Annotated in this window: 20 protein-coding genes; 1 reads left to right on the top strand and 19 read right to left on the bottom strand. The window is 71.8% G+C overall.

What is annotated here, in order from left to right:
- Positions 1–18: 18 nt before the first annotated feature.
- From fmt to pyrR, 19 genes are all read right to left on the bottom strand, one after another.
- On the bottom strand, positions 19–945 hold the full coding sequence (fmt, locus tag AB0C27_RS33415) for a methionyl-tRNA formyltransferase (protein WP_357852167.1): 927 nt from the start codon (positions 943–945) through the stop codon (positions 19–21).
- 4 nt (positions 946–949) lie between these two features.
- The gene (gene def, locus AB0C27_RS33410; RefSeq protein ID WP_106244554.1) at positions 950–1,498 is read right to left on the bottom strand and encodes a peptide deformylase; all 549 of its coding nucleotides are present in this window, start codon (positions 1,496–1,498) and stop codon (positions 950–952) included.
- A 94-nt stretch (positions 1,499–1,592) separates the two neighbouring features.
- Positions 1,593–2,945: a hypothetical protein gene (locus AB0C27_RS33405; RefSeq protein ID WP_357852163.1), complete on the bottom strand. Its 1,353-nt coding sequence runs from the start codon at positions 2,943–2,945 to the stop codon at positions 1,593–1,595.
- Between the two features lie 37 nt (positions 2,946–2,982).
- Complete coding sequence (locus tag AB0C27_RS33400) at positions 2,983–4,446, bottom strand: hypothetical protein (RefSeq protein WP_357852160.1); 1,464 nt, start codon at positions 4,444–4,446, stop codon at positions 2,983–2,985.
- A 50-nt stretch (positions 4,447–4,496) separates the two neighbouring features.
- Positions 4,497–6,833, bottom strand: a complete 2,337-nt coding sequence (locus tag AB0C27_RS33395) for a primosome assembly protein PriA (RefSeq protein WP_357852493.1) — start codon at positions 6,831–6,833, stop codon at positions 4,497–4,499.
- Positions 6,834–7,432: 599 nt separating this feature from the next.
- Complete coding sequence (metK, locus tag AB0C27_RS33390) at positions 7,433–8,620, bottom strand: methionine adenosyltransferase (protein WP_357852158.1); 1,188 nt, start codon at positions 8,618–8,620, stop codon at positions 7,433–7,435.
- A 128-nt stretch (positions 8,621–8,748) separates the two neighbouring features.
- On the bottom strand, positions 8,749–8,991 hold the full coding sequence (locus AB0C27_RS33385) for a hypothetical protein (protein ID WP_357852155.1): 243 nt from the start codon (positions 8,989–8,991) through the stop codon (positions 8,749–8,751).
- A gap of 248 nt (positions 8,992–9,239) precedes the next feature.
- Positions 9,240–10,607 (bottom strand): bifunctional phosphopantothenoylcysteine decarboxylase/phosphopantothenate--cysteine ligase CoaBC, encoded by a 1,368-nt coding sequence (gene coaBC, locus AB0C27_RS33380; protein WP_357852152.1) that lies wholly within the window; start codon positions 10,605–10,607, stop codon positions 9,240–9,242.
- A gap of 8 nt (positions 10,608–10,615) precedes the next feature.
- Entirely contained in the window at positions 10,616–10,885 is a 270-nt protein-coding gene (rpoZ, locus tag AB0C27_RS33375) for a DNA-directed RNA polymerase subunit omega (RefSeq protein WP_043638590.1), read from the bottom strand.
- A 4-nt stretch (positions 10,886–10,889) separates the two neighbouring features.
- Positions 10,890–11,477, bottom strand: a complete 588-nt coding sequence (gene gmk / locus AB0C27_RS33370; protein WP_357852490.1) for a guanylate kinase — start codon at positions 11,475–11,477, stop codon at positions 10,890–10,892.
- A gap of 121 nt (positions 11,478–11,598) precedes the next feature.
- Positions 11,599–11,922 (bottom strand): integration host factor, actinobacterial type, encoded by a 324-nt coding sequence (gene mihF, locus AB0C27_RS33365; RefSeq protein WP_020541698.1) that lies wholly within the window; start codon positions 11,920–11,922, stop codon positions 11,599–11,601.
- A gap of 555 nt (positions 11,923–12,477) precedes the next feature.
- Positions 12,478–13,170, bottom strand: coding sequence for an orotidine-5'-phosphate decarboxylase (gene pyrF, locus AB0C27_RS33360; protein WP_357852149.1), 693 nt, complete (start codon positions 13,168–13,170; stop codon positions 12,478–12,480).
- Positions 13,171–13,236: 66 nt separating this feature from the next.
- Entirely contained in the window at positions 13,237–14,214 is a 978-nt protein-coding gene (locus AB0C27_RS33355; RefSeq protein ID WP_106244887.1) for a dihydroorotate dehydrogenase, read from the bottom strand.
- Positions 14,204–15,055 (bottom strand): dihydroorotate dehydrogenase electron transfer subunit, encoded by an 852-nt coding sequence (locus AB0C27_RS33350; protein ID WP_245956052.1) that lies wholly within the window; start codon positions 15,053–15,055, stop codon positions 14,204–14,206. Before AB0C27_RS33350 ends, AB0C27_RS33355 begins: the two co-directional genes overlap by 11 nt.
- Positions 15,056–15,093: 38 nt before the next feature.
- A complete protein-coding gene (carB, locus tag AB0C27_RS33345) occupies positions 15,094–18,381 on the bottom strand; it encodes a carbamoyl-phosphate synthase large subunit (protein ID WP_357852145.1) in 3,288 nt (1,095 codons plus the stop codon).
- A 3-nt stretch (positions 18,382–18,384) separates the two neighbouring features.
- Positions 18,385–19,533 (bottom strand): glutamine-hydrolyzing carbamoyl-phosphate synthase small subunit, encoded by a 1,149-nt coding sequence (carA, locus tag AB0C27_RS33340; RefSeq protein WP_357852142.1) that lies wholly within the window; start codon positions 19,531–19,533, stop codon positions 18,385–18,387.
- The gene (locus AB0C27_RS33335; RefSeq protein ID WP_357852139.1) at positions 19,530–20,822 is read right to left on the bottom strand and encodes a dihydroorotase; all 1,293 of its coding nucleotides are present in this window, start codon (positions 20,820–20,822) and stop codon (positions 19,530–19,532) included. The genes carA and AB0C27_RS33335 overlap by 4 nt, the downstream gene beginning before the upstream one ends.
- Positions 20,819–21,736: an aspartate carbamoyltransferase catalytic subunit gene (locus AB0C27_RS33330; RefSeq protein WP_357852136.1), complete on the bottom strand. Its 918-nt coding sequence runs from the start codon at positions 21,734–21,736 to the stop codon at positions 20,819–20,821. Before AB0C27_RS33330 ends, AB0C27_RS33335 begins: the two co-directional genes overlap by 4 nt.
- Positions 21,733–22,362, bottom strand: coding sequence for a bifunctional pyr operon transcriptional regulator/uracil phosphoribosyltransferase PyrR (gene pyrR / locus AB0C27_RS33325; RefSeq protein ID WP_357852133.1), 630 nt, complete (start codon positions 22,360–22,362; stop codon positions 21,733–21,735). The genes AB0C27_RS33330 and pyrR overlap by 4 nt, the downstream gene beginning before the upstream one ends.
- A 283-nt stretch (positions 22,363–22,645) precedes the next feature.
- Between pyrR and AB0C27_RS33320 the strand changes: the two genes are divergently transcribed.
- The gene (locus AB0C27_RS33320) at positions 22,646–23,890 is read left to right on the top strand and encodes an arginine deiminase (protein ID WP_357852130.1); all 1,245 of its coding nucleotides are present in this window, start codon (positions 22,646–22,648) and stop codon (positions 23,888–23,890) included.
- Positions 23,891–23,939: the final 49 nt, after the last annotated feature.

The raw sequence follows: 23,939 nt of genomic DNA, 5'->3' as shown, positions 1-23,939 counted from the left end.
GCAGAACAGCGGGCTCGATCACGTGAAGCTCTCCTTGGCCTCCGGGCGGACCCCGCGGGCCCACTCGCCGGCCTGCATCACCCGCTTGCCCTGCGGTTGCACCTCGCCCAGCAGCAGCGCGTCGGTGGCGGTGCCGACCAGCACGGTCGTCTTGGTGGCGACGATCTCGCCCGGCGCCGGGCGCTCGCCCTCGGCCACCCGCGCCGCCCCCAGCTTGACCCGCTGGCCGCGGAACTCCGTCCACGCCCCCGGGCCGGGCGTGCAGGCCCGGATGAGCCGGTCGATGTGCATGGCGGGCTTGGTCCAGTCGACGCGGGCGTCCGCGACGGAGATCTTGGGCGCGATGGTGACGCCGTCGGCCGGTTGCGGCCTGGCCTCCAGGGTGCCGTCCTCGACGCCGTCGAGGGTGGCGGCGAGCAGCCCGGCCCCGGAGATCGACAGCCGCTCCAGGAGGGTCCCGCTGGTGTCGGACGCGCGGATCTCCTCGGTCACCACGCCGAAGACCGGCCCGGCGTCCAGCTCTTTGACGATCTGGAACGTGCTCGCCCCGGTGATCTCGTCGCCGTGCAGGATCGCGTGTTGCACGGGGGCGGCTCCGCGCCAGGCGGGCAGGATCGAGAAGTGCAGGTTGATCCAGCCGTACCGGGGCACGTCGAGCGCCACCTGCGGCAGCAGCGCGCCGTAGGCCACGACGGGGCAGCAGTCGGGCGCGAGCTCGCGCAGCCGGTCGAGGAAGGCCGGGTCGCCGGCCTTCTGCGGGCGCAGCACCTCGATGCCCGCCTCTTCGGCGAGCTCCGCCACCGGCGACGGATGGACCTTGCGCCCCCGGCCGGACTGGGCGTCGGGACGGGTGACGACGGCCACGACGTCGTGCCGGGGCGAGTCGATCAGGGTGCGCAGTGACGGCAGCGCCGTCTCGGGCGTGCCCGCGAAGACCAGGCGCATGCTCTCAGAGTGCCTTTCCGCCGGTGGCGTGGGGCGACATCCTGATGACGGGGGCGGCCAGGCCGCTCCACTCCGCCTCGCGCACGGCCTTCATGGCCAGCTTGCGCTGCTTGGGGTCCATCCGGTCGATGAACAGGATGCCGTCGAGGTGGTCGGTCTCGTGCTGGAAGCACCGGGCCATCAGGTCGGTGCCCTCCAGCATGACGGGCTCGCCGTGCATGTTGAAGCCCTTGGCCACGGCGCGGACGGCGCGCGGCGTCGGGAACGACAGGCCGGGGAAGGACAGGCAGCCCTCCTCGCCCTCCTCGTCGCACTCGTCGGACAGGTCGAGGTCGGGGTTGATCAGGTGGCCGACCTGGTCGTCGACGTAGTAGGTGAACACGCGCAGCCCGACGCCGATCTGCGGGGCGGCGAGGCCGGCGCCCGGTGCGTCCATCATCGTGTCGGTGAGGTCTTTGACCAGCTTGCGGAGCTCCTTGTCGAAGTCGGCGACGGGGGTCGCCGGGGTGCGCAGCACCGGGTCTCCGAACAGCCGGATGGGCTGGATCGCCAAGGGGTCACTCCGTTTCTCGGTACGCGGGACCAGGTCAGTTTAGTGCAGCCACCGGCCCCGGCCCGCCGTCCTCACAGTGCCGGCGCGGACCCCGCTACCGGCCCTGGCCCGCCGACCCCGAGTGGGTGTGGGCCAGCGAGCGGGCCTTCATCGCGGCCTTGCGCGCGGCCTTCACCACGGCCTGGTCGTCGTGGGCCGTGGCGAGCATGTCGAGGACGGCGATCGTGTCGGGATGGCCGACCGCGGGCATCTCGCGTACGAGCTTGATCAGGTCTTCGCCCGGCTCGGGCGGGTCGAGCCGGCCCGCGGCGGGCGCCGACAGGTGCATGAGCGCCGCCAGCGAGTCGACCGCGATCCAGGTGTGGTCGTCGGAGCTCAGCGTGGGGGCGGGGAGGTCGCGGATGTGCAGCCAGGAGGCGGCGTAGCGGCGCATCAGCGGGTGGTCGAGCGCCTCCCGGACGGGAGCCTCGGCCTCGGGGCCGAGCTCCTCCAGGATGGCGCCGACGGCGCCGCGCTGGCCCGCCGTGCCGGACTTGGCGATCTCGATCAGGTCGCGGGCGGCCGACTCGGGCGCGCGCCGCTCCAGCCACCCGGCCACCGCGCTCTGCGTGGCGCTGCCCTTGACCAGCGCCTCCACCAGCTCGGCCGCCGACAGGTCGGCGAACACCTCCACCTCGGCCGCGGTCGGCGCGTCGTGCCCCTCGCGAAGCAGGTCGCGGCGGACGGCCCAGACGCCGAGCGGGGTGAGCGCGGTGCGACCGGCGGGGGTCTGCTCGACCAGGCCGCAGTAGGTCAGCAGCGACAGCGCCTCCAGCAGCTCCGCGGGCAGCGCGGCGGCGATCCTGCGCATCTCGACCGGGCCGGGCGCGCAGGCGACCTCGTGGGACTGCAGGATGCCCCGCGCGAGGTTGGCGGTGGCCACGCCGGAGCGTACGGAGTAGATCGTGGCCAGCATCTCGGCCAGGTGGCCGTCGACCACGGCCGAGCCGGTCAGGCCGTCGTCGGCGCGGTCGAGCACGTCCATCACCACGCCGTCCCAGAACTCCAGCGTGGCCTCCACCGTGAGCTGCATCGACAGCGGCCCGCGCGAGGCACGGCCGCCGAGGATCTGCAGCAGCCCGGTGTTGACGGCGACGATCCAGATGAGGCGCAGCCGCCCGGCCGGCAGGCCGAGGTCATCGGCCGCGGCGGCCGCGTCGGCCTCGCTCAGGTGCCCCTCGGGGCTAACCTGGCGGTTGCCCGTCCAGGAGGTGAGCCTGATCGCGTCGGCGACGAGCGGCACCGAGGGCACCGCTTTGGCCAGCTCCGCGTCGGGTGCGAGGAGGACCGGCGGGAACGTCAGCGCCTCGTGCTCCACGGGAGTCTCCTCAGGGGGCCGTGGCGGCACGGCGGCCTGCTCATCGATCAGCTTGCGCAGCTCGGCGAGGTCGAAGACATTGTTTGCCACCCACGAAACTTACTGCACACCGGTCACATGAGCGTACTCAACGGATGGCGCGGGAGCGGGCTTTGAACGCCGCCTTACGCGCCGCCTTGGCCACCGTTCCGTCGGGGATCGAGCGTCCGAGCAGTTCGAGGACGTCGACGACGTCTGGGTGGTCGACCCGCCACATCTCCTCGATGAGATGGGCGGGAGGACCGGAGGCCGCCATGTTCTCGGCGAAGATCTCGGGCTCCTCCTCGGCCGCGGGCATCGCCAGGGCCAGCATGTCGACGCTGACCCAGAGCAGCTCCTCCTGGGTGAGCTGCGGCGCGGGCAGGCCGCGCGCGGCCAGCCAGTGGATGGCGTGCGGCCGCAGCTCCTGGTCCTCCAGGTAGTCGCGGATCCGGGCCTCGGCCTCGGCGCCGAGCCGGTCGACGATGGTGATGGCGATGCCGCGGGCCACGGCGGGCGCGCCGGAGGCGGCGGCGAGCAGCTCGGCGGCGGCCTCTCCTGGCACCCGGCCGGACAGCCAGCGGTCGATGTCGGCCTCGGCCAGCTCGGTCGGCACGCCTTCGAGCAGCCCTTCGATGAGCCCGTGCGCGTCGGCGTCGGCCAGGTCGGGGGCCTGGGGAGCCTCGACGCCGAGCGAGAGGTAGTGCTCGCGCAGCGCCCAGACGCCGAGCGGCGTGAGCTCCGCGGTGTCGCCGGAGACCTGGAGCATGCCGCTCCACTCCAGCCGGCCGAGCACGGTGTCAAGGTCGGCGCCGTCGGCGATCTCGTCGAGGTAGTCGCCGACCACGGTGACGGGCACCCGCACCTGGAGGCGGTAGAGCATGTCGAACAGGTCGTAGAGGCTCTCGTCGAGCTCCGCCGAGCCGGTGACGGCGCCGCCGGTGTCCTGTTCGAGCAGGCGGGCGACGCGGGCCGCCCAGGCGTCGAGCAGGTCGTCGCCGCCGGGCAGCGGCTCCTCGGCCAGCATCGGCACGTCCGCCAGCGCGGCGCGCAGCTCGTCGGGCTCGGCCAGCCGTACGGCGGGCAGCGGGGTGCAGCCGGGACAGTCGCAGGGCGCCTCGCCCAGGTCGGGCAGCTCACCCGAGGGAATGGCGACCGACTGCTCGAGCGACTCGGGGCCGATGGAGCTGAACAGGCTCTTGGCCATGCCGAAGTTCGCCTCGTCGGCGAGGGCGCCTGGCATGCGGGTCGCGATGTCGTCGAGCCGCTCGCGCATGAGCGTCACGGTGGCCGCGCTCACGTGGCCCGCCTCGCTCAGGTAGGCGACGAGCGTGCGGGCGGCGGCGACGGTCTCGGGCGCGCTCTCCGGCGGGGCGATGACCTTGCGCGGGTAGATGGACAGCAGCAACTCGTCGAAGGTCTCGGGAGTGAAGTCGCCCAGTTCGTTGACGTTGAGGTAGTCGCTGGCGTAGTCGCAGAGCAGGCGGACCTCGTCCGCGTCCACTTCGACTTCCCGCGCCCGCCCCCAAGCACGCAGGTCGTCGATGGCCTGGTTCACCCATTCGATCGACACAGGGGCACGCTAACGGCTACCCAACGGTATGAGCGAATCGGGGAAACGGTCTAAATCAGGTCGAGCGGGTCGACACTCACCCTCACGACATCAGGCGTCTTACGCGCCGCACGCACCCCAATGGCCCCTTTGAGCGCGGCGGACAGGGCGGCTCCGCCCCCTCTGCGTACCCGGATCATGGCGCGTTCCTGGCCGGCCTCGTCCACCGGCACGGGGCCGAGCACCTGGGCGTCGGGCGGCAGGCGTACCTCGTCGAGCATCTGCCTGACCGCGCTGGCCACGCCGGTGAGCGTGGCCATCCGCACCGCCGGCGGGAAGCCCAGCTCGGCGCGGTCGCCGAGCTCGCGCTCGGCGTGGGTGACCGGATCCCACCGCAGCAGCGCCTGTACGGCGGGCAGCGCGGCGTCGCCGAGCACCACCAGCTCGGCGGCGGGGCGCAGGAGGGCCGCGGCGTTCATCCACCTTCGTACGGTCTCCTCCCCCGCCCGCAGGTCGGCCCGCCCGAGCAGCGCCCACCCGTCGAGCAGCACGGCCGCCGCGTAACCGCCGTCCGCCACCGGCTCGGCGCCGGGGGTGGAGACGACCAGCGCGCGGGTGCCCGGCACGGTGGCCAGCACGCCGTCACGGCCGGACGTGCGCACCGGCACAGACGGGAAGGCCCGGCCGAGCTCCTCCGCCGTGCGCCTGGCCCCCGTGACCACCGCACGCAGCCGCGGGCTGCCGCAGGAGGCGCAGCGCCAGTCCGCGTCCACCCGGCCGCACCAGCGGCAGTACGGCGCCGCGTGGCCGCCCCTGAGCGCGAGCGGGCCGTGGCACAGCGGCCCCGCCTCGGCCAGCGGCACCTCCGCCTGGGGCGCGGCCGTCCTGGTGGGCGGCAGGGCGCAGCGGGCCGGGGTACGGCAGTGCTGGCAGGCCAGGGAGGGCAGATAGCCGCGCCTGGGCACCTGGACGAGCACGGGGCCGCGCTCCAGCCCGTGACGCAGGGCCCGCCAGGCGATGCTCGGCAGCCGGGCCTGCCTGGCCGCCTGGTCCTTGGCCAGCTCGGCGTCCTCGCCGGTCGGGTGCACGCGCGGGGCCAGGCTCCTGATCGTCGTACGGGCGGCCACGATCGGCCTGGCCCAGCCGCCGGCCACGAGCTGGGTGGCCTCGGCGGTACGGGCGTAGCCGCCGATCAGCATCCCCGCACCCGTCCTGTGGGCACGCAGCCCGAGCACCTCGCGGGCGTGCGGGTAGGGGGCCAGGCGCTCGGCGTGCAGGTCGTCTCCGTCGTCCCAGATGGCGACCAGGCCGAGCCCGGCGACGGGGGCGAACATGGCGGCCCTGGTGCCGACGACGGCGCGCACCTGGCCTCTCAGGACCTTCAGCCACCGCCGGTACCGCTCCGCCGGACCCAGGTCGGCCGTCAGCGCCACGTGCCTGCCCGGGCCGAGCAGGCGGGCGAACTCGGCGTCGGCCAGCGCCACGTCCTTGCCGTCTGGGACTACGACGACCGCTCCCCTGCCGCCGTCGAGCGTGGCCCGCACGGCCTCGGCCACGGGACCCGCCCAGCCCTTCGCGCCGGGCAGCGCCGACCAGACGGCTCGGGGCGCGCGGCCGTCACGCAGCGCGTCGAGGAACGAGGCCCCGGCCGGGTACGCGTCCCAGGCACTCGGCCCGGCCCCCACCGGCGCGTTCGGGATGGCCGCCGGCTCGGGGATCGACGATTCCGGCGTCGTCGCGGGCTCCGGCCGGCCGGGCGATCCCGGCTCCTCGGAGGCCGCCTTGGGGGGCTGGACCGCCTTGGGAGCCTCTCGGGGGACCTCCATCGCGGGCCGAGCCTCCTTGAGGGCCTCTCTGGCGCCCTCCTTGGCGGGCCGAGTCTCCTCGGGCGCCTTTCCTGCGGCCTCCTCGGCGGCTTTTCCGGCGGCCTCCTCGGTGGGCCGAGCCTCCTTGGGAGCCTCTCCGGCTGCCTCCTCGGCGGGCTGCGTCTCCTTGGGGAGTTCCTTGGGGGCCTCCGCCTCGGCCTTGGCGTGGCGGGGTGGGATGGCCAGGCGGAGGACGTCGGTCAGGGTGCCCGCGTACCGGTCGGCGACCGCCCTGGCCAGCCCTGCGATCTCGGGGGTGAGCACCCGCTCGGGCGACACCACCCGTTCCAGCGGGGTGAGCTTGCCCTCGTGATCGCTCGCCGCCACTCGTTCCAGCAGGAACCCGTCCACGAGCTTGCCCGCGAACCGCACCCGCACGCGCACGCCCGGCTGGGCCGTCTCATGCAGTGAGGCGGGGATCAGGTAGTCGAAGAGCCGGTCGAGGTGCGGCAGCGGGCTGTCCACGGCGACCCGCGCCACGGGGTTGTCCGGAGCCGGGACGGGCGCCCCCTTGGTGTCCTTCGCCGACGTCACGGGCCGCACGGCTTCGAGCGGCAGGAGGGCGTCGTCGGAGGAGTGGGTCACGCATAACGTCTACCAGACCTCCACGCCCCGAATCGCCCACGCCCCATCGGCCACCCGACCGCCCAGCGGCAAGCCAACCCGGCACCACGGGCACGCACCTCGGACGCGCCGACCCAGCACGATGACGACACCCCGGCACCGACCGGCATCGGCCCCGGCGCGGCGTGGCAGGACACATCGACTCCACAGCACGACACCCACACGGGCACGTCCACCACCCACGCGCTGACCCCGCCCCGCGCGACGACCCCGGGCCGCACAACCGCGCCAACCCACCGGAACACACAAGGCCGAGCGGGCATGACGCCCGTCGAGTGCGTCAGTCCCTACGGACGTCACCACGCCGGTCCGCAGGCGGGCCAGGTTATGGGGACATGCGCCGACGACCGGTGCCACCCCTGAGGGCGGCGCCGGTCGTCGGCGAGAAGCCTGGAGCGCCCGCAGCGCAAGTCAGGCCGGGCTGCGGCGGTCAGCCCGCAGCGCAAGTCAGGCCGGGCTGCGGCGGTCAGCCCGCAGCGCAAGTCAGCCCGCAGCGCAAAGTCACGCCGCGGTGGGTGTCAGAGGCCGGCGGCGGTGCGCAGGGCCTCGGCGCGGTCGGTGGACTCCCAGGAGAAGCCCTCGCGGCCGAAGTGGCCGTAGGCGGCGGTCTCCGAGTAGATCGGCCGCAGCAGGTCGAGGTCGCGGATGATCGCGGCCGGACGCAGGTCGAACACCTGCAGCACCGCGGCCTGGATCTTCTCCACTTCGATCTTCTCGGTGCCGAAGCACTCGACGAACAGACCCACCGGCTGCGCCTTGCCGATCGCGTACGCCACCTGCACCTCGCACCGGTCGGCGAGCCCGGCCGCGACGACGTTCTTGGCGACCCAGCGCATGGCGTAGGCGGCCGAGCGGTCGACCTTGGACGGGTCCTTGCCGGAGAAGGCGCCGCCACCGTGGCGGGCCATGCCGCCGTAGGTGTCGATGATGATCTTGCGGCCGGTGAGGCCGGCGTCGCCCATCGGCCCGCCGATCTCGAAGCGCCCGGTCGGGTTGACCAGCAGCCGGTAGCCCTCGGTGTCGATCTCGACGTCCACGAGCACGGGGTCGACCACGTGCTCCTTGATGTCGGGCGTCAGCATCTCCTTGAGGTCGATCTCGGCGGCGTGCTGCGTGGAGACGACCACGGTGTCGAGGCGGACCGGCGTGTCGCCGTCGTACTCGATGGTGACCTGGGTCTTGCCGTCGGGGCGCAGGTAGGGGACCGTGCCGGACTTGCGCACCGCGGACAGGCGCTGGGCCAGCCGGTGGGCGAGCGTGATCGGCAGCGGCATCAGCTCGGGGGTCTCGCGGCAGGCGTAGCCGAACATGAGGCCCTGGTCGCCGGCGCCCTGGCGGTCGAGCTCGTCGTCGTCGCCGCCCACGCGGTGCTCGTAGGCGTCGTCGACGCCCTGGGCGATGTCGGGCGACTGCGCGCCGATGGACACCGACACACCGCAGGAGGCGCCGTCGAAGCCCTTGTGCGAGGCGTCGTAGCCGATCTCGAGGATCTTCTCCCTGATGACGCCGGGGATGTCGACGTAGGTCTCGGTCGTGACCTCGCCTGCGACGTGGACCTGGCCGGTAGTGATCAGAGTCTCGACGGCGACACGGCTCTTGGGGTCGTCCTTCAGCATGGTGTCGAGAATCGCGTCACTGATCTGGTCAGCGATCTTGTCCGGGTGGCCCTCGGTGACCGACTCGGAGGTGAACAGGCGACGTGACAACTCAGTGGCTCCTCATGCAGCGGCTGCTGACGTATGTAAGGCCCGGGGCGCATGAGCATGCCTGGGCCTCGCCGAAGTCTAGCCCTACCCGGCGCCAGGTCGCGAAACCGTCCACCATCTGACCGCCGTCACAGTTCGGGCAGCGGATCGGGCGGGAGGGTCTCCGGCGCGAACATCTCCGCGTCGGCGGCCGACACCACGGCGGCGTACTCCTCGTCGAACTCGAACACCATCGACCCCAGCTCGATCACGTGGCCGGGCAGGATGGGCCCGAGCCTGGTGTCGCGCGGGAACTCCGCGAACACCGACACGGGCCGATCGGAGCGCAGTGTCCTGGTGGCCAGGACGGATATGGCGGAACTGGTGACCACGATGAGGAAATTCCCCGTTCCCTCCGCGCCTGAGCAGAAGGCAGGGAAGACGTAGTGAATCTCCCCTTGGTCTCCGAGCAGCGTCCTACAACGATCCCTGACAGCGGAACCAACCGGCATTCCATCCCCCTTCGACCTAAGTATCCGCAGGCGTCCGGGGGTGTTGCAACAGGTGATCGAGTAATTGGCTATGAACGCTTTGTACGACAGATGGGCGTCGTGTCCAGTATGCGGGGTTTGGGGGTGTTTCAGGGGAGACGAGCGGCCACGAGGTCCCAGACCACGTCGGCCAGGTCCTCCTTGGGCCCGAACGGCACCTCGACCGCCTCGCCGCCCGCCACCAGCACGGTGGCCGCGTTGCCGGCGGTGCCGAAGGCCAGCCCATCCCCCACCTGGTTGACGACCAGGAGGTCACATCCCTTGCGGGCGAGCTTGGCCTGCCCGTTGGCGAGCACGTCGTGCGTCTCGGCCGCGAACCCGACGATGACCCGCGGCAGCACCGCGCCCGGGCGCTCGGACCCGTTCCCGGCCGCCGTCGCCACGTCCTGACGCTCGCGCGTGTCGCCTCCGACCGGCACCGCGCCCGCGCGTTCCCGCGGCTCCGCACCCACCGCGAGGCCCCCGTCCGCGAGCCCCCCGTCCGCCAGGCCGCCGTCCGCCAGGCCGCCGTCCGCCAGCGCGGCGCGGCGGCGCTCGCCGAGCTCGGCGAGGATGTCGGGGTTCTTGACCAGCCGGATCGCCTCGGGCTCGCCTTCGGTCTTCTTGATCTTGGCGTCGTGGCGCGTCTCGGGACGGAAGTCGGCGACCGCGGCGGCCATGACCACCACGTCGGCATCGGCGGAGGCGGCCAGCACGGCCTCGCGCAGCTGCGCCGTGGACTCGACCCGCACCATCGCGGCCCCCGCGGGGTCGGGGAGCGTGACGTTGGCCGCGACCAGCGTCACCTCGGCACCCCTGGCGGCGGCGGTCCTGGCGAGGGCGTAACCCTGCAGCCCGGTGGAGCGGTTGCCGATGAAGCGGACGGGGTCGATGGCCTCGCGGGTGCCGCCCGCGGAGACGACGACCTTGCGCCCGGCCAGGTCACGGGGCCGGCCGCGGAGCACGCGCAGGCACACCTGGAAGATCTCGGCCGGGTCGGGCAGCCGCCCTGGCCCGGTATCGGCGCCGGTGAGCCGGCCGACCGCCGGGTCGATCACGACGGCCCCGCGCGAGCGGAGCGTCGCGACGTTGGCGCGGGTAGCGGCGTGCTGCCACATCTCGGTGTGCATCGCGGGCGCGAAGACGACTGGGCACGTGGCCGTGAGCAGCGTGTTGGTCAGCAGGTCGCCGGCCAGCCCGTGGGCGGCCCTGGCCAGCACGTCGGCCGTCGCCGGCGCCACCACGACGAGGTCGGCCCCCTTGCCGATCCGCACGTGGGGCACCTCGTGGACGTCGTCCCACACCTCCGCCGACACGGGGTTGCCCGACAGGGCGGCCCAGGTGGGCGCGCCCACGAACTTCAGGGCTTCGCGGGTCGGGACGACCCGCACCTCGTGGCCGGACTCGGTGAACAGGCGCAGCAGCTCACACGCCTTGTACGCGGCGATGCCGCCGCTGACGCCCAGGACGACCTTCATCGAAGGGGTCAGACCGCGCCTTCGATGGGCTCGGCGTTGAGCAGGCCCTCGGAGACCTCGCGCAGCGCGATGGACAGCGGCTTCTCCTGAGCGTGTGTCTCGACCAGCGGCCCGACGTATTCGAGCAGGCCCTCGCCGAGCTGGGAGTAGTAGGCGTTGATCTGGCGGGCGCGCTTGGCACCCATGATCACCAGGGAGTATTTGCTGTCGACGATGTCGAGCAGCGCGTCGATCGGCGGGTTGGTGATGCCCTCCGCGGCCGGGGTGGTGCCTGCCACGATGTCAGACCTCTCGGTTGGTGGTTGTCGTGACCCCCTGAGGGTCAGTCATCAAGGCTATCAGGCGATGACACACGTCTTGGACGCTCGTGTTGACCAAGGTGAGGTCGAACTCGTTCTCGGCGGCCATCTCGACCCGCCCGGCCTCCAGCCGGCGCGCGATGACGTCTTCGGGCTCGGTGCCGCGTCCGCGCAGCCGCTTCTCCAGCTCTTCCCAGCTGGGCGGGGCCAGGAAGACCAGCAGCGCCTCAGGCATGCTGGCCCGCACCTGGCGGGCGCCTTCGAGGTCGATCTCCAGCAGGGTCGGTACGCCGTCGGCGAGTTTCTTCAGCACCGGCTCGCGCGGCGTGCCGTAGCGGTTGCCGGCGAACTCCGCCCACTCCAGCAGTTCGCCGCTCTCGACCAGCCGGTCGAACTCCTCGCCGTCGACGAAGAAGTAGTGGACCCCGTTGACCTCGCCGGGCCGGGGCCTCCTGGTGGTCACCGAGACCGACAGCCACACCTCGGGGTGTGCCCGCCGGAGCTCGGCGACTACCGTGGACTTACCGACGCCCGACGGTCCGGACAGGACCGTCAGGCGCTTGTCTCTCAGGGGTGGGAAGCCGACCTCCGTTCCGGGTCCGACCGCCTCGTGGGCACTGACATCGCCGGACCAGGACCTGTCGGTCACTTCCTACCCCCCGTTGAACCCGCGCTTTCCTGTGGAACAGAGATTAGCTCTCGTTGCCACCGAACTCGCGCTCGAGGGAGGCCCTCTGGTTCGCACCGAGACCCCGCACGCGGCGGGACTCGGCGATGGCAAGCCGCTCCATGAGCTGCTTGGCGCGGACCTTGCCCACGCCGGGGAGCGATTCCAACAAAGCCGACACCTTCATCTTGCCGATGACGTCGTCGGTCTGCCCATCCTTGAGCACCTCAGCCAGAGAAACCGCGCCATGCTTGAGCCGGTTCTTGACCTCGGCACGCTCTTTACGGGCCTTGGCAGCCTTCTCCAGGGCTGCGGCGCGCTGCTCAGGGGTCAGGGGAGGAAGAGCCACGCCGGGTCACCTCGAATTTCTGTCGATGTACTCGGACGGGAAGGGAAACTAGCTGGTCATCGCCCCCTAAGCAACGTCAAGAGCGGTTTCTCTCCCCACAAAATCCACTTCATCACTCTCCGTAAGCGTAAAATCACCTTCTGCTGATCAAATCGCCCTCACATCCGCCTTCACGCGTCGGCTCGCGCCGATGTCGCGAAACGCAACGATGATCGCCTTTCCGACACCGGCCGATGTCCGAAACCCGGCCCGCACCAGGGCCGAAACCAGATCGTCCAAGGGTGCGCGGCGGCCTGCACGGATGCATTATGATCTTGTGAGCGGCGCGTCGCGGGCGTGTCGCACGCGGCGCCGCGTCACGGTGCCCGCGCGCGACCGTACGCCACCACACCGTGTCGCGGCGTTCACCGTGCGTCCGGCCACCCGCCTCGGCGCACTGGGACGTTCACCGCACGGCCGGCCGCTCGCCACGCCCCCCTCGTGGCGACGCGCACCGGAGTCGGCGGATCGCCAGGAGGCGCCGCGTCAGACAGGCGGCGTCAGACAGGCGGCGTGTCAGGAGGCGCGGCGCAGGGAGGCGGCGATGGCGGCGGCGGCCGCGCCCGGGTCCGGCGAGCCCGTGATCGGCCGTCCGATGACGAGCAGGTCCGCCCCGTCGGCCAGGGCCTGCTCCGGCGTGGCCACGCGCATCTGGTCCTGCGTGGCGGCCCCGACGGGGCGCACGCCGGGCGTGATGAGCGTGATCCCGTTCCCGACCTCCGCCCGTACGGCGGAGACCTCGTTGGGCGAGCACACCAGGGCCGTCGCGCCCGCCTCGACCGACAGCGCTGCCAATCGGCGTACGGCGTCCTCGGCGGGGCCGGTCAGCCCGATGCGCTCCAGGTCGCCCTCCGTCAGCGAGGTCAGGATGGTCACGGCGGCGATCTGGGTGTGCGGGGCGGACTCGACGGCGGCCCTGATCATGGCGGGCCCGCCGGCGGCGTGCACCGTAAGGATCGAAGGCCGCAGCCGGGCCACGGCACGCGCGGCGCCGGCCACGGTGTTGGGGATGTCGTGCAGCTTGAGGTCGAGGAACACGCGCACGCCGCTGGCCCCCCGCACGGAGGCGATCACGTCGGGGCCGTAGCGCAGGTAGAGCTCCAGGCCCACCTTGACCGTGCTGACGTGGGGGGTGACCAGGGAGGCCCAGCGGGCGGCGGTCTCCAGGTCGGGGGCGTCGAGAGCGACGGCGATGGGTGCGGTGGTCAAGACGTGCTCTCCTGGCGTTCGGTGATCAATGCGTGCTCCCTGATGAGAGGCCCCGGCGTGCGGGGGTCAAGGCGTGCTCTCCTCGGTGTCGACCAGCAGGTGCCGGGGCGCGCTGCCCGGCGGGCGGTGCGCCAGGCCGACGGCGTCGGCCAGCCGCTGGAAGCCGCGGGCCCGCAGCAGGTCCTCAAGCTCACGCTCGATGCGCAGGCAGGCGTAGGGGTCGTGGAACAGCGCGGTGCCGACTCCGACCGCGCAGGCGCCGGCCAGGACCAGCTGGAAGGCGTCCCTGCCGCTCATCACGCCGCCGATGCCGATCAGCGGCACCCCGGGCAGGGCGGCGTGCACCTGCCACACGCACCGTACGGCCAGCGGCAGGATGGCCGGCCCCGACAGCCCGCCGGTGACGGCGGCGAGCGAGGGCCGCAGCGCCTCGGTGTCGATGGCCATGCCGAGCGGGTTGTTGATCATGGACAGGGCGTCGGCCCCGGCGTCCACGCAGGCGCGGGCGACGGAGACGATGTCGGCCACGTCGGGCGCGAGCTTGGCGACGACGGGCACGTCGTAGCGCATGATGGAGCGTACGGAGGCGATGACCTCGGCGGCGGCGCTGCCCTCGCGGGCGAAGACACGCCCGCGGTCCTCCATGTTGGGGCAGGAGAGGTTGACCTCCAGCGCGGTCACCCCGGGCGCGTCGGCGAGCCTGCGGGCCAGCTCGGAGTATTCGGCGACGGTGCCGCCGCCGATGGAGACGATGGTCTTGATGCCGCGCTGGGCCAGCCAGGGCAGCTCGCGTTCGAGGAACGCGTCGATGCCAGGGCCCTGCAGCCCGACGGCGTTGAGCATGCCGGAGGGCGTCTCGGCCATGCGCGGCGTGGGCCGGCCCGCGCGCGGCGCCATGGTGATCGAGCGGGTGGTCAGGGCGCCGAGCCGGTGCAGGTCGAAGAACTGGGCCAGCTCGCGCCCCGAGGAGGCGCAGCCGGCGGCCGTGGTGATGGGGTTCGCCAGCTCCACGTGCGCCAGAAAAGTCCGCATATCAACTGACATGTCGTGCACCGCCTCCGGGGGCGCCGAGCGCGTCGAACGGGATCGTTCCCACGTCCTCGAAGCGCACCCGCTCCCCCCGGAACACCGGCCCCTCCGCGCACGCCCTGACCATCCTGGTCGCCCCGTCGTCCCCGATGACGGGCAGCACGCACGTCATGCACACCCCGATGCCGCAGGCCATCGACTCCTCGACGGCCACCTGCACCGGGATGTCGAACTCCATCGCCACCGCCGTCACCGCCCGCAGCGTCGCCATGGGCGCGCAGGCGTAGACGGCGTCGGCCCGGGTGTCGGCGATCACCGCGGGCAGCGCGTCGGTGACCGTGCCGCGCAGCCCCAGCGAGCCGTCCTCGGTGGTCAGCGTGGTCGTCTCGGCCATCCTCCTGGCCCGCATCGCGCCGAACACCCGCTCGGCCCCGCTCCCGCCGAGCACGAAGTCGACCCGGCAGCCCCGCTCCAGCAGCGCGTCGGCCAGCGGGAAGAGCACGGCGGAGCCGTACTCGGAGCCGACCAGCACGCAGTGGACGGGGTCGCGCGGCAGCGGGAAGGGACGCCCGAGCGGCCCGACCAGGTCGAGCGTGTCACGGGCGCGCCGGTCGGCCAGCCAGGCCGTGCCGGGGCCGCGGGTGGTGAAGACGAGTTCGACCGTGCCGCCGTAGTCGGCCTTCACGTCGTGGATGGACAGCGCGCGGCGCGTCACCATCGACGTGTGGGCCCCTCCGACGGCCACGGAGACGAAGTGACCGGGACGGTAACGCTCGGCGATGCCGGGCGCCACCACCGTCAGCGCATGGTAGGCGTCGACCCGGCGCGTCGTCAGCACCGTGCCCGTCACCTGCACCGGTGTGCCGGCCAGTCGTCTTCACCTCCCGTGCGGGGTCAGCCCCGAAGTGCCTGAGCGTGCTCTTGCAGGGACCGTACGCCGATGTCGCCGCGCACGATCGCCTGGATGCCGGCCGCCGCGGCGGCGAGCCCCGAGACCGTGGTGATGCACGGGATGCCCCGCAGCACCGCGGCCGTGCGGATGTCGTAGCCGTCGAGGCGCGGCCCCGACTGCCCGGGACTGCCGAAGGGCGTGTTGACGATCAGGTCGACCTCGCCGTCCAGAATGGCCTGCACGCTCGTCGGCTCACCTCCTGGACCCGTCCCCTCGCTGTGCTTTCGCACGATCTTGGCATGGACGCCGTTGCGGCGCAGCACCTCGGCGGTGCCCTCGGTGGCGAGGATCTCGAACCCGAGATCCGCCAGTGCCTTCACAGGGAAGATCATCGCACGCTTGTCCCTGTTGGCCACGGATACGAACGCGCGTCCCTTGATCGGAAGCCGGCCGTAGGCGGCCGCCTGGGACTTGGCGAACGCGATCCCGAAGAACTCGTCGATGCCCATGACCTCGCCGGTCGAGCGCATCTCGGGCCCGAGCACGGTGTCGACGCCGCGGAACCGGTTGAACGGCAGCACGGCCTCCTTGACCGCGATGGAGGCGTCGAGCGGCAGCGTGCCCCCGTCGCCGTCGGCGGGCAGCATGCCCTCCTCGCGCAGGGAGGCGATCGACGCGCCGAGCATCACCCGGGCCGCCGCCTTGGCCAGCGGCACTGCCGTGGCCTTGGACACGAACGGCACCGTACGGCTGGCGCGCGGGTTGGCCTCCAGGACGTACAGGACGCCCGCCGACATGGCGTACTGGACGTTGAGCAGCCCGCGCACGCCCACCCCGGCGGCGATGGCCTCGGTGGCGGCGCGGATGGCCTTGATGTCGGCGCTGCCGAGCGTGATGGGCGGCAGGGCACAGGCGGAGTCGCCGGAGTGGATGCCGGCCTCCTCGATGTGCTCCATGACGCCGCCCAGGTAGAGCTCGGTGCCGTCGTAGAGGGCGTCCACGTCGATCTCGATGGCCTCGTCGAGGAACTTGTCGACCAGCACCGGGTGGCCGCCCTCCTGGGCCGCCATGTAGGTGGTGAGCGTCTCCTCGTCGTACACGATGGCCATGCCGGCCCCGCCGAGCACGTAGGAGGGGCGGACGAGCACGGGGTAGCCGATCTCGGCGGCGATCTCGCGGGCCTCGCCGACGGTCACGGCGGTGCCGTGCTTGGGGGCGGGCAGGCCCGCCTCGGCCAGCACCCGCCCGAACGCGCCGCGCTCCTCGGCCAGGTGGATCGACTCGGGCGAGGTGCCGACGACGGGCACGCCCGCGTCCTTCAGCGCCTGCGCCAGGCCCAGCGGCGTCTGCCCGCCGAGCTGCACGATCACGCCGGCGACCGGGCCTGTCTGCTGCTCGGCGTGCACGACCTCCAGGACGTCCTCCAGCGTGAGCGGCTCGAAGTAGAGCCGGTCGGAGGTGTCGTAGTCGGTCGAGACGGTCTCGGGGTTGCAGTTGACCATGACGGTCTCGAACCCGGCCCGCGACAGCTCGAACGAGGCGTGCACGCAGGCGTAGTCGAACTCGATGCCCTGCCCGATGCGGTTGGGCCCTGAGCCGAGGATGATGACCTTCTGCCGGTCGCCGCCGGGGACCTCGTTCTCCTCGTCGTAGGTGGAGTAGAGATAGGGCGTCTTGGCGGCGAACTCGGCCGCGCACGTGTCGACGGTGTTGTAGACGGGACGCAGCCCGAGCGCGTGCCGCAGGTCGCGCACCCTGGCCTCGTCGATGCCGCGCAGCTCGCCGATCTGCACGTCGCTGAACCCGAGGTGCTTGGCCCGCTCCAGCACCTCGGCGGTCAGCTCGTCGGCCGCGGCCACGGCCCCGGCCTCCTCGTCGAGCAGGAAGAGCTGGTCGATGAACCACGGGTCGACGCTGGTGGCCGCGAACAGCTCATCGGGCGTGGCGCCGGCCCTGATGGCCTGCTGCATCGTGCGCAGCCGCCCGTCGTGCGGGGTCCTGCACGCCTCCAGCAGCTCGTCCTTGGGCGCCACGTCGCCGGTCCAGGAGAAGGAGGAGTCCTTCTTCTCCATCGAGCGCAGCGCCTTCTGCAGCGCCTCGGGGAAGGAGCGGCCGATGGCCATGGCCTCGCCGACGGACTTCATGTGCGTGGTGAGCGTCTGGTCGGCGCCCCTGAACTTCTCGAACGCGAAGCGGGGCACCTTCACCACGATGTAGTCGAGCGTCGGCTCGAAGGAGGCCGGCGTCTCCTTGGTGATGTCGTTGGGGATCTCGTCGAGGGTGTAGCCGATGGCCAGCTTGGCCGCGATCTTCGCGATCGGGAAGCCGGTGGCCTTGGAGGCCAGCGCGGAGGAGCGGGACACGCGCGGGTTCATCTCGATGACGATCATGCGGCCGGTGCGCGGGTCCACCGCGAACTGGATGTTGCAGCCGCCGGTGTCGACGCCGACCTCGCGGATGACGGCGATGGCGACGTCGCGCATGTTCTGGTATTCGCGGTCGGTCAGGGTCAGCGCGGGCGCGACGGTGACGCTGTCGCCGGTGTGGACGCCCATCGGGTCGATGTTCTCGATGGAGCAGACGATGACGACGTTGTCGGCCTTGTCGCGCATGACCTCCAGCTCATATTCCTTCCAGCCGAGGATCGACTCCTCCAGGAGCACCTCGGTGGTCGGGGAGGCGTCGAGCCCGGCGCCCGCGATGCGCCGCAGGCCCTCCTCGTCGTAGGCGAACCCGGAGCCGGCCCCGCCCATGGTGAACGAGGGCCGCACGACCACGGGGTAGCCCAGCCCGGCCGCGGCGGCCAGGCACTCGTCCATGGTGTGGCAGATGACGGACTTGGCCGACTCGGCGTTGAGCCCGTGCTCGCGGGCGACCTTGGCGACGATCTCCTTGAACAGCTCGCGGTTCTCGCCCGCCTGGATGGCGTCGAAGTCGGCGCCGATGAGCTCGACCTCGTACTTGTCCAGCACGCCCGACTCGTGCAGGGCCACGGCGGTGTTGAGCGCGGTCTGGCCGCCCAGCGTGGGCAGCAGCGCGTCGGGGCGCTCCTTGGCGATGATCTTCTCGACGAACTCGGGGGTGATCGGCTCGACGTACGTGGCGTCGGCGAACTCGGGGTCCGTCATGATCGTCGCCGGGTTGCTGTTGACCAGGACGACGCGGAAGCCCTCGTCGCGCAGCACGCGGCACGCCTGGGTGCCGGAGTAGTCGAACTCGCACGCCTGCCCGATCACGATCGGCCCCGAGCCGATGACCAGGACGGACCTGATGTCCTCACGCTTGGGCACGGCTCAAGACCTCACAGAACTGGTCGGAATCGGATGCGCCGCGGCCTCGCCCCGGGCGGAGGCCATCACCGCGCAGAACTCGTCGAAGAGGTAGGCGGCGTCGTGGGGGCCGGCGGCGGCCTCGGGGTGGTATTGGACGCTGAAAGCCCGCCCGCTGAGCAGGCGCAGCCCCTCCACGCAGCGGTCGTTGAGGTTGACGTGGCTGACCTCGGCCGGCCCGTACGGGGTCTCGAACGGCCCGTCGAGCGGCGCCTGCACCGCGAACCCGTGGTTGTGCGCCGAGATCTCCACCTTGCCGGTCCGCACGTCCTGGACGGGCTGGTTGACGCCCCGGTGGCCGTAGCGAAGCTTGTACGTCGAAAGCCCGAGCGCCCGCCCGAACAGCTGGTTGCCGAAGCAGATGCCGAAGAACGGCACCCCGGCCTCCAGCACCTTCCGCAGGGCGGTGACGTCGGCCGTGGCCGGGTCGCCCGGCCCGTTGGACAGGAACACGCCGTCGGGCGAGACGGCCATGATCTGCTCGAACGTGGCGCCGGCGGGCAGCACGTGCACCTCGCAGCCGCGCTCGGCCATCCGGTGCGGCGTCATGCCCTTGATGCCCAGATCGACGGCGGCGACGGTGAAGCGCCTCTCGCCGACGGCGGGGACCACGTAGGTCTCCTCGGTGGCGACCTCGCCGGCCAGGTCGGCGCCCTCCATGCGGGGCGACTCGCGGACCAGCTCGACCAGCTCCTCGACCGGCGCCGAGGGCGCGCTGAAGATGCCGGCCCGCATGGCGCCGCGCTCGCGCAGGTGGCGGGTGAGCGCGCGGGTGCCGGGGATCGCGATGCCGACGACGCCCTGCTCCTTGAGGTAGTCGTCGAGCGAACGGTTGGCGCGCCAGTTGGAGACGACGCGGGACGGCTCGCGCACGACGTAGCCGGCCACCCAGACGCGGCCCGACTCGGGGTCCTCGTCGTTGACGCCGGTGTTGCCGATGTGCGGGGCCGTCATGGCGACGATCTGCCGGTGGTAGGAGGGGTCGGTCAGGGTCTCCTGGTAGCCGGTCATGCCGGTGTTGAAGACCATCTCGCCGAACGTCTCGCCTTCGGCTCCGTACGGGGTTCCGTGGAAGACGCGGCCGTCTTCCAGGACGAGCAGCGCTGTGTTCAAACCAGCTTCCCTTCGAGAACGGTCGGCCTGCCGCGCAGGAACGTGGCCACCACCCGGCCGGGCAGCGTCATCCCCTCGTAGGGGGTGTTCCTGCTCTTGGAGGCAAAGGCTGCGGGGTCGACCTTCGTGCGTACGGACGGGTCGTAGACGGTGAGGTTGGCGGGCGCGCCCACCTCGATCGGGCGGCCGTGGCCGCCGAGCCGGCCGATGCGGGCGGGAGCCGCGGACATGCGGTCGGCGACGCCCGCCCAGTCGAGCAGGCCCGTCTCGACCATGGCCTCCTGGACCACGCTGAGCGCGGTCTCCAGGCCGACCATGCCCATGGCCGCGGCCGACCACTCGGTCTCCTTGTCCTCGACCGGGTGGGGCGCGTGGTCGGTGGCCACGACGTCGATCGTGCCGTCGGCCAGCGCGGCGCGCAGCGCCTCGACGTCGGCGCGGGTGCGCAGCGGCGGGTTGACCTTGTAGATCGGGTTGTACGCGCCCACCGGCGACTCCTCGACGAGGTCGTCGGTGAGCAGCAGGTGGTGCGGGGTGACCTCGGCCGTGACGTTCCAGCCCTTGGACTTGGCCCAGCGCAGGATCTCGACGGAACCGGCCGTGGAGACGTGGCAGACGTGCAGCCGGGAGCCGACGTGGGCGGCCAGGAGGCAGTCGCGGGCGATGATCGCCTCTTCGGCCACGGCGGGCCAGCCGGTCAGGCCGAGCCGGCCGGACACGACGCCCTCGTTCATCTGGGCGCCGGAGGTGAGCCTGGGCTCCTGGGCGTGCTGGGCGATGACCCCGTCGAACGCCTTGACGTATTCGAGGGCGCGGCGCATGAGCACGGCGTCGTCCACGCACTTGCCGTCGTCGGAGAAGACCCGCACGCGGGCGGCGGAGTCGGCCATCGCGCCCAGCTCGGCCAGCTGACTGCCCTCCAGGCCGACGGTGACGGCGCCGACCGGGTGCACGTCGCAGTGGGCGAACTCGCGGCCGAGCCGCCACACCTGCTCCACCACGCCGGCGGTGTCGGCGACGGGCGAGGTGTTGGCCATGGCGTGCACGGCGGTGTAGCCGCCGCGGGCGGCGGACTGGGTGCCGGTCTGGACGGTCTCGGCGTCCTCGCGGCCGGGCTCGCGCAGGTGGGTGTGCAGATCCACGAGGCCGGGCAGCACGATCGCGCCCTGGGCGTCCACGGTGTCGCCTGCCGTTCCGGCCGCGCCCGGCCCGATCTCGGCGATGACACCGCCGTCGATCCGGATGTCGACGGGCTCCCCGCCGAGGATCCTGACGTTCGCTATGTTCACGCGTTCTCTCCCCCGAGCAGCAGGTACAGGACGGCCATGCGGATGGTCACGCCGTTGGCGACCTGCTCGACGATCGTGGATCGGGCCGAGTCGGCCACCTCGGCCGCGATCTCCATGCCCCGGTTCATCGGCCCGGGGTGCATGACGATCGCGTCGTCGGGCATCTTGGCGAACCGGTCGCGGTCGAGGCCGTAGCGGCGGGAGTATTCGCGGGCGCTGGGGAAGTACGCGGCGTTCATCCGCTCCTTCTGCACCCGCAGCATCATCACCACATCGGACTTGGGCAGCACGGCGTCGAAGTCGTAGGAGACCTCGCACGGCCAGGTGCCGATCGAGACCGGCAGCAGCGTGGGCGGCGCGACGAGGGTGACCTGGGCTCCGAGCGTGTGCAGCAGCAGCACGTTGGAGCGGGCGACGCGGCTGTGCAGCACGTCGCCGACGATGGTGACGTTGCGCCCTTCCAGGTTGCCCAGGCGGCGGCGCATGGAGAAGGCGTCGAGCAGCGCCTGCGTGGGGTGCTCGTGGGTGCCGTCGCCGGCGTTGACGACGCTGCCGTGCACCCAGTTGGCCAGGCGGTGCGGCGCGCCGGAGGCGCTGTGGCGGATGACGACCGCGTCGGCGCCCATGGCCTCCAGGGTGAGCGCGGTGTCCTTGAGCGACTCGCCCTTGGAGACGCTCGACCCCTTGGCGGAGAAGTTGATCACGTCGGCGGACATCCGCTTGGCCGCCGCCTCGAACGAGATCCTGGTGCGGGTGGAGTCCTCGAAGAACAGGTTGACCACCGTGCGCCCGCGCAGCGTCGGCAGTTTCTTGATGGAACGTTCCGAGACCCTCGCCAGCTCCTCGGCGGTGTCGAGGATGAGCAGGGCGTCGTCCTTGGCCAGGTCGCCGGCCGAGATGAGGTGCCGCTTCACTTGGTGTCCCCCTTCATGAGCAGGACGGCGTCGCGGCCGTCGATCTCGTTCAGGTAGACCTTGACCTTCTCGCTCTTGGCGGTGGGGAGGTTCTTCCCGACGTAGTCGGCGCGGATGGGCAGCTCACGGTGGCCGCGGTCGACCAGGGTGGCGAGCTGCACGGCGGTGGGGCGGCCGAGGTCGTTGAGCGCGTCGAGCGCGGCTCGCACGGTGCGGCCGGAGTAGAGGACGTCGTCGACGAGCACGACGACCCTGCCGTCGATGCCGTCGGGCGGCAACTCGGTGGGGCCGAGCGGGCGGACGGGGCCGCGCCGCAGGTCGTCGCGGTACATGGTGATGTCGATCGAGCCGATGGGGATCTTGCGGCCTTCGAACTGCTCGATGCGGTCGCCGAGCCGGCGGGCCAGCGTCGCGCCGCGCGTGGGGATGCCGAGCAGGACCACGTCGTCGGCGCCCTTGGTGCGTTCGAGGATCTCGTGCGCGATCCGGGTCAGCGCCCGGTGGATGTCGGGTGCCTCCAGCACGGCCCTTGAGTCGTGCCCGGGCTGTGGTGCGGAGGACGTCGCGCTGGAATCGGGTCCCCTGGAATCGGGCCCACTGGAATCGGGCCCTCTGGAATCGGACATGGCGAATCTCACCACCTTTCCCGCCTCACGGGACGGGTCTTAAAAGGGTGTCGGTCGGGACACACAGTACCAGGGGCTACCAGCCACGATGCGTGACCCCCGCCGCGCCCGCACGGGGAGCGAGCGTCCGGTCGCCGGTTCAGCCGATGGCCTCGACCAGGTAATTTCCCGGGCCGCCACGCTGGCGTCCTGGTGTCGGCGCGGCGCCGGCGGGGCAGGTCAGACGCGCGCGAGGCGGGGGCTGGCGCGTGATTTACGCCCTTTTGAGGGGGATAGAGCAGGGATGACCTTCCATGTCGAGTCCGAGGTAGGACGGCTGCGCCAGGTCCTGGTGCACAAGCCCGACCTCGCGCTGAAACGGCTGACCCCCACCAGCAAGGACGCCTTCCTCTTCGACGACGTGCTCTGGGTGCAGCGGGCGGTCGAGGAGCACGAGGAGTTCCAGCAGGTGCTCACCGACCGGGGCGTGGTCGTCCATGAGCTGGCCGACCTGCTCAGGGAGACGGTGGAGATCCCCGAGGCCCGCAAGCACATCCTGGACGCGGTCATCGACGAGCGCTGGCTGGGCCCCGTCGCCATCGACGACATCCGCAACACCCTCGACGGGCTCGACTCCGCCACCCTTCAGCTCTACCTGACCGGCGGCATCACCAAGCGCGAGCTGGTCGCGATGGGCTGCGAGCCCAAAGCCGTGACCTTCCACGCCACGGGCGACGACGACTTCATCCTGCCGCCGCTGCCCAACCACCTGTTCACCCGCGACACGTCCTGCTGGATCTACGACGGCGTGTCGATCAACGCGATGAAGAAGAAGGCCCGCATGCGTGAGACGGTCAACATGGAGGCCGTCTACATGTACCACCCGACGTTCGCCGGCGGCTTCAACCGGCCCGGCCAGGGCGGCTACCACTGCTGGATGCCCGGCCAGTCGGTGGCCCCCGCCACCATGGAGGGCGGCGACGTGCTGGTCATCGGCCGCGGCGCGGTGCTGATCGGGATGAGCGAGCGCACCCAGCCGCAGGCGGTCGAGATGCTGGCGCAGCGGCTGTTCAGGGCCGGCTCCGCGCACACGATCGTGGCGCTCGACATGCCGAAGGCGCGCGCGTTCATGCATCTCGACACCGTGATGACGATGCTGGACGTGGGGGTGTTCACCAAGTACGCGGGCCTCGGCATGCTGCCCGCGTACACCATCGAGCCCGGCGACACCCCCAAGGAGCTGAAGGTCACCGACCACCCGCCCGAGGACATGCACAAGGCCATCGCGCACGCGCTCGACCTGCCGGACATCACGGTCCTGACACCCACCCAGGACGTGTACGCGGCCGAGCGGGAGCAGTGGGACGACGGCTGCAACGGCCTCGCGCTCGAACCCGGCGTGGTCGTGGCCTACGAGCGCAACACCACCACCAACAACCATCTGCGTGACAACGGCATCGAGGTGATCACGATCAGGGGCAGCGAGCTCGGCCGGGGCCGCGGGGGGCCGCGGTGCATGAGCTGCCCGCTCGAACGTGACGCCGTCTAGGGGGATCTGGTCCAGATGAGCACAGCCCAGATGAGCACCGTCCAGATGA

Origin of the sequence: Nonomuraea sp. NPDC048882 (genome assembly GCF_040649755.1) — a bacterium.
Classification (GTDB): domain Bacteria; phylum Actinomycetota; class Actinomycetes; order Streptosporangiales; family Streptosporangiaceae; genus Nonomuraea; species Nonomuraea maheshkhaliensis.
The sequence above is the reverse complement of the archived record's forward strand: the minus strand, read 5'-3'. Positions and strand labels throughout refer to the sequence as shown.

What these genes read in the sequence shown, in the direction of transcription:
- AB0C27_RS33355 (WP_106244887.1), bottom strand. Translation starts at nt 14,214, where the DNA reads ATGTCAGTTGATATGCGGACTTTTCTGGCGCACGTGGAGCTGGCGAAC.
- coaBC (WP_357852152.1), bottom strand. Translation starts at nt 10,607, where the DNA reads ATGAAGGTCGTCCTGGGCGTCAGCGGCGGCATCGCCGCGTACAAGGCG.
- fmt (WP_357852167.1), bottom strand. Translation starts at nt 945, where the DNA reads ATGCGCCTGGTCTTCGCGGGCACGCCCGAGACGGCGCTGCCGTCACTG.
- AB0C27_RS33320 (WP_357852130.1), top strand. Translation starts at nt 22,646, where the DNA reads ATGACCTTCCATGTCGAGTCCGAGGTAGGACGGCTGCGCCAGGTCCTG.
- pyrR (WP_357852133.1), bottom strand. Translation starts at nt 22,362, where the DNA reads ATGTCCGATTCCAGAGGGCCCGATTCCAGTGGGCCCGATTCCAGGGGA.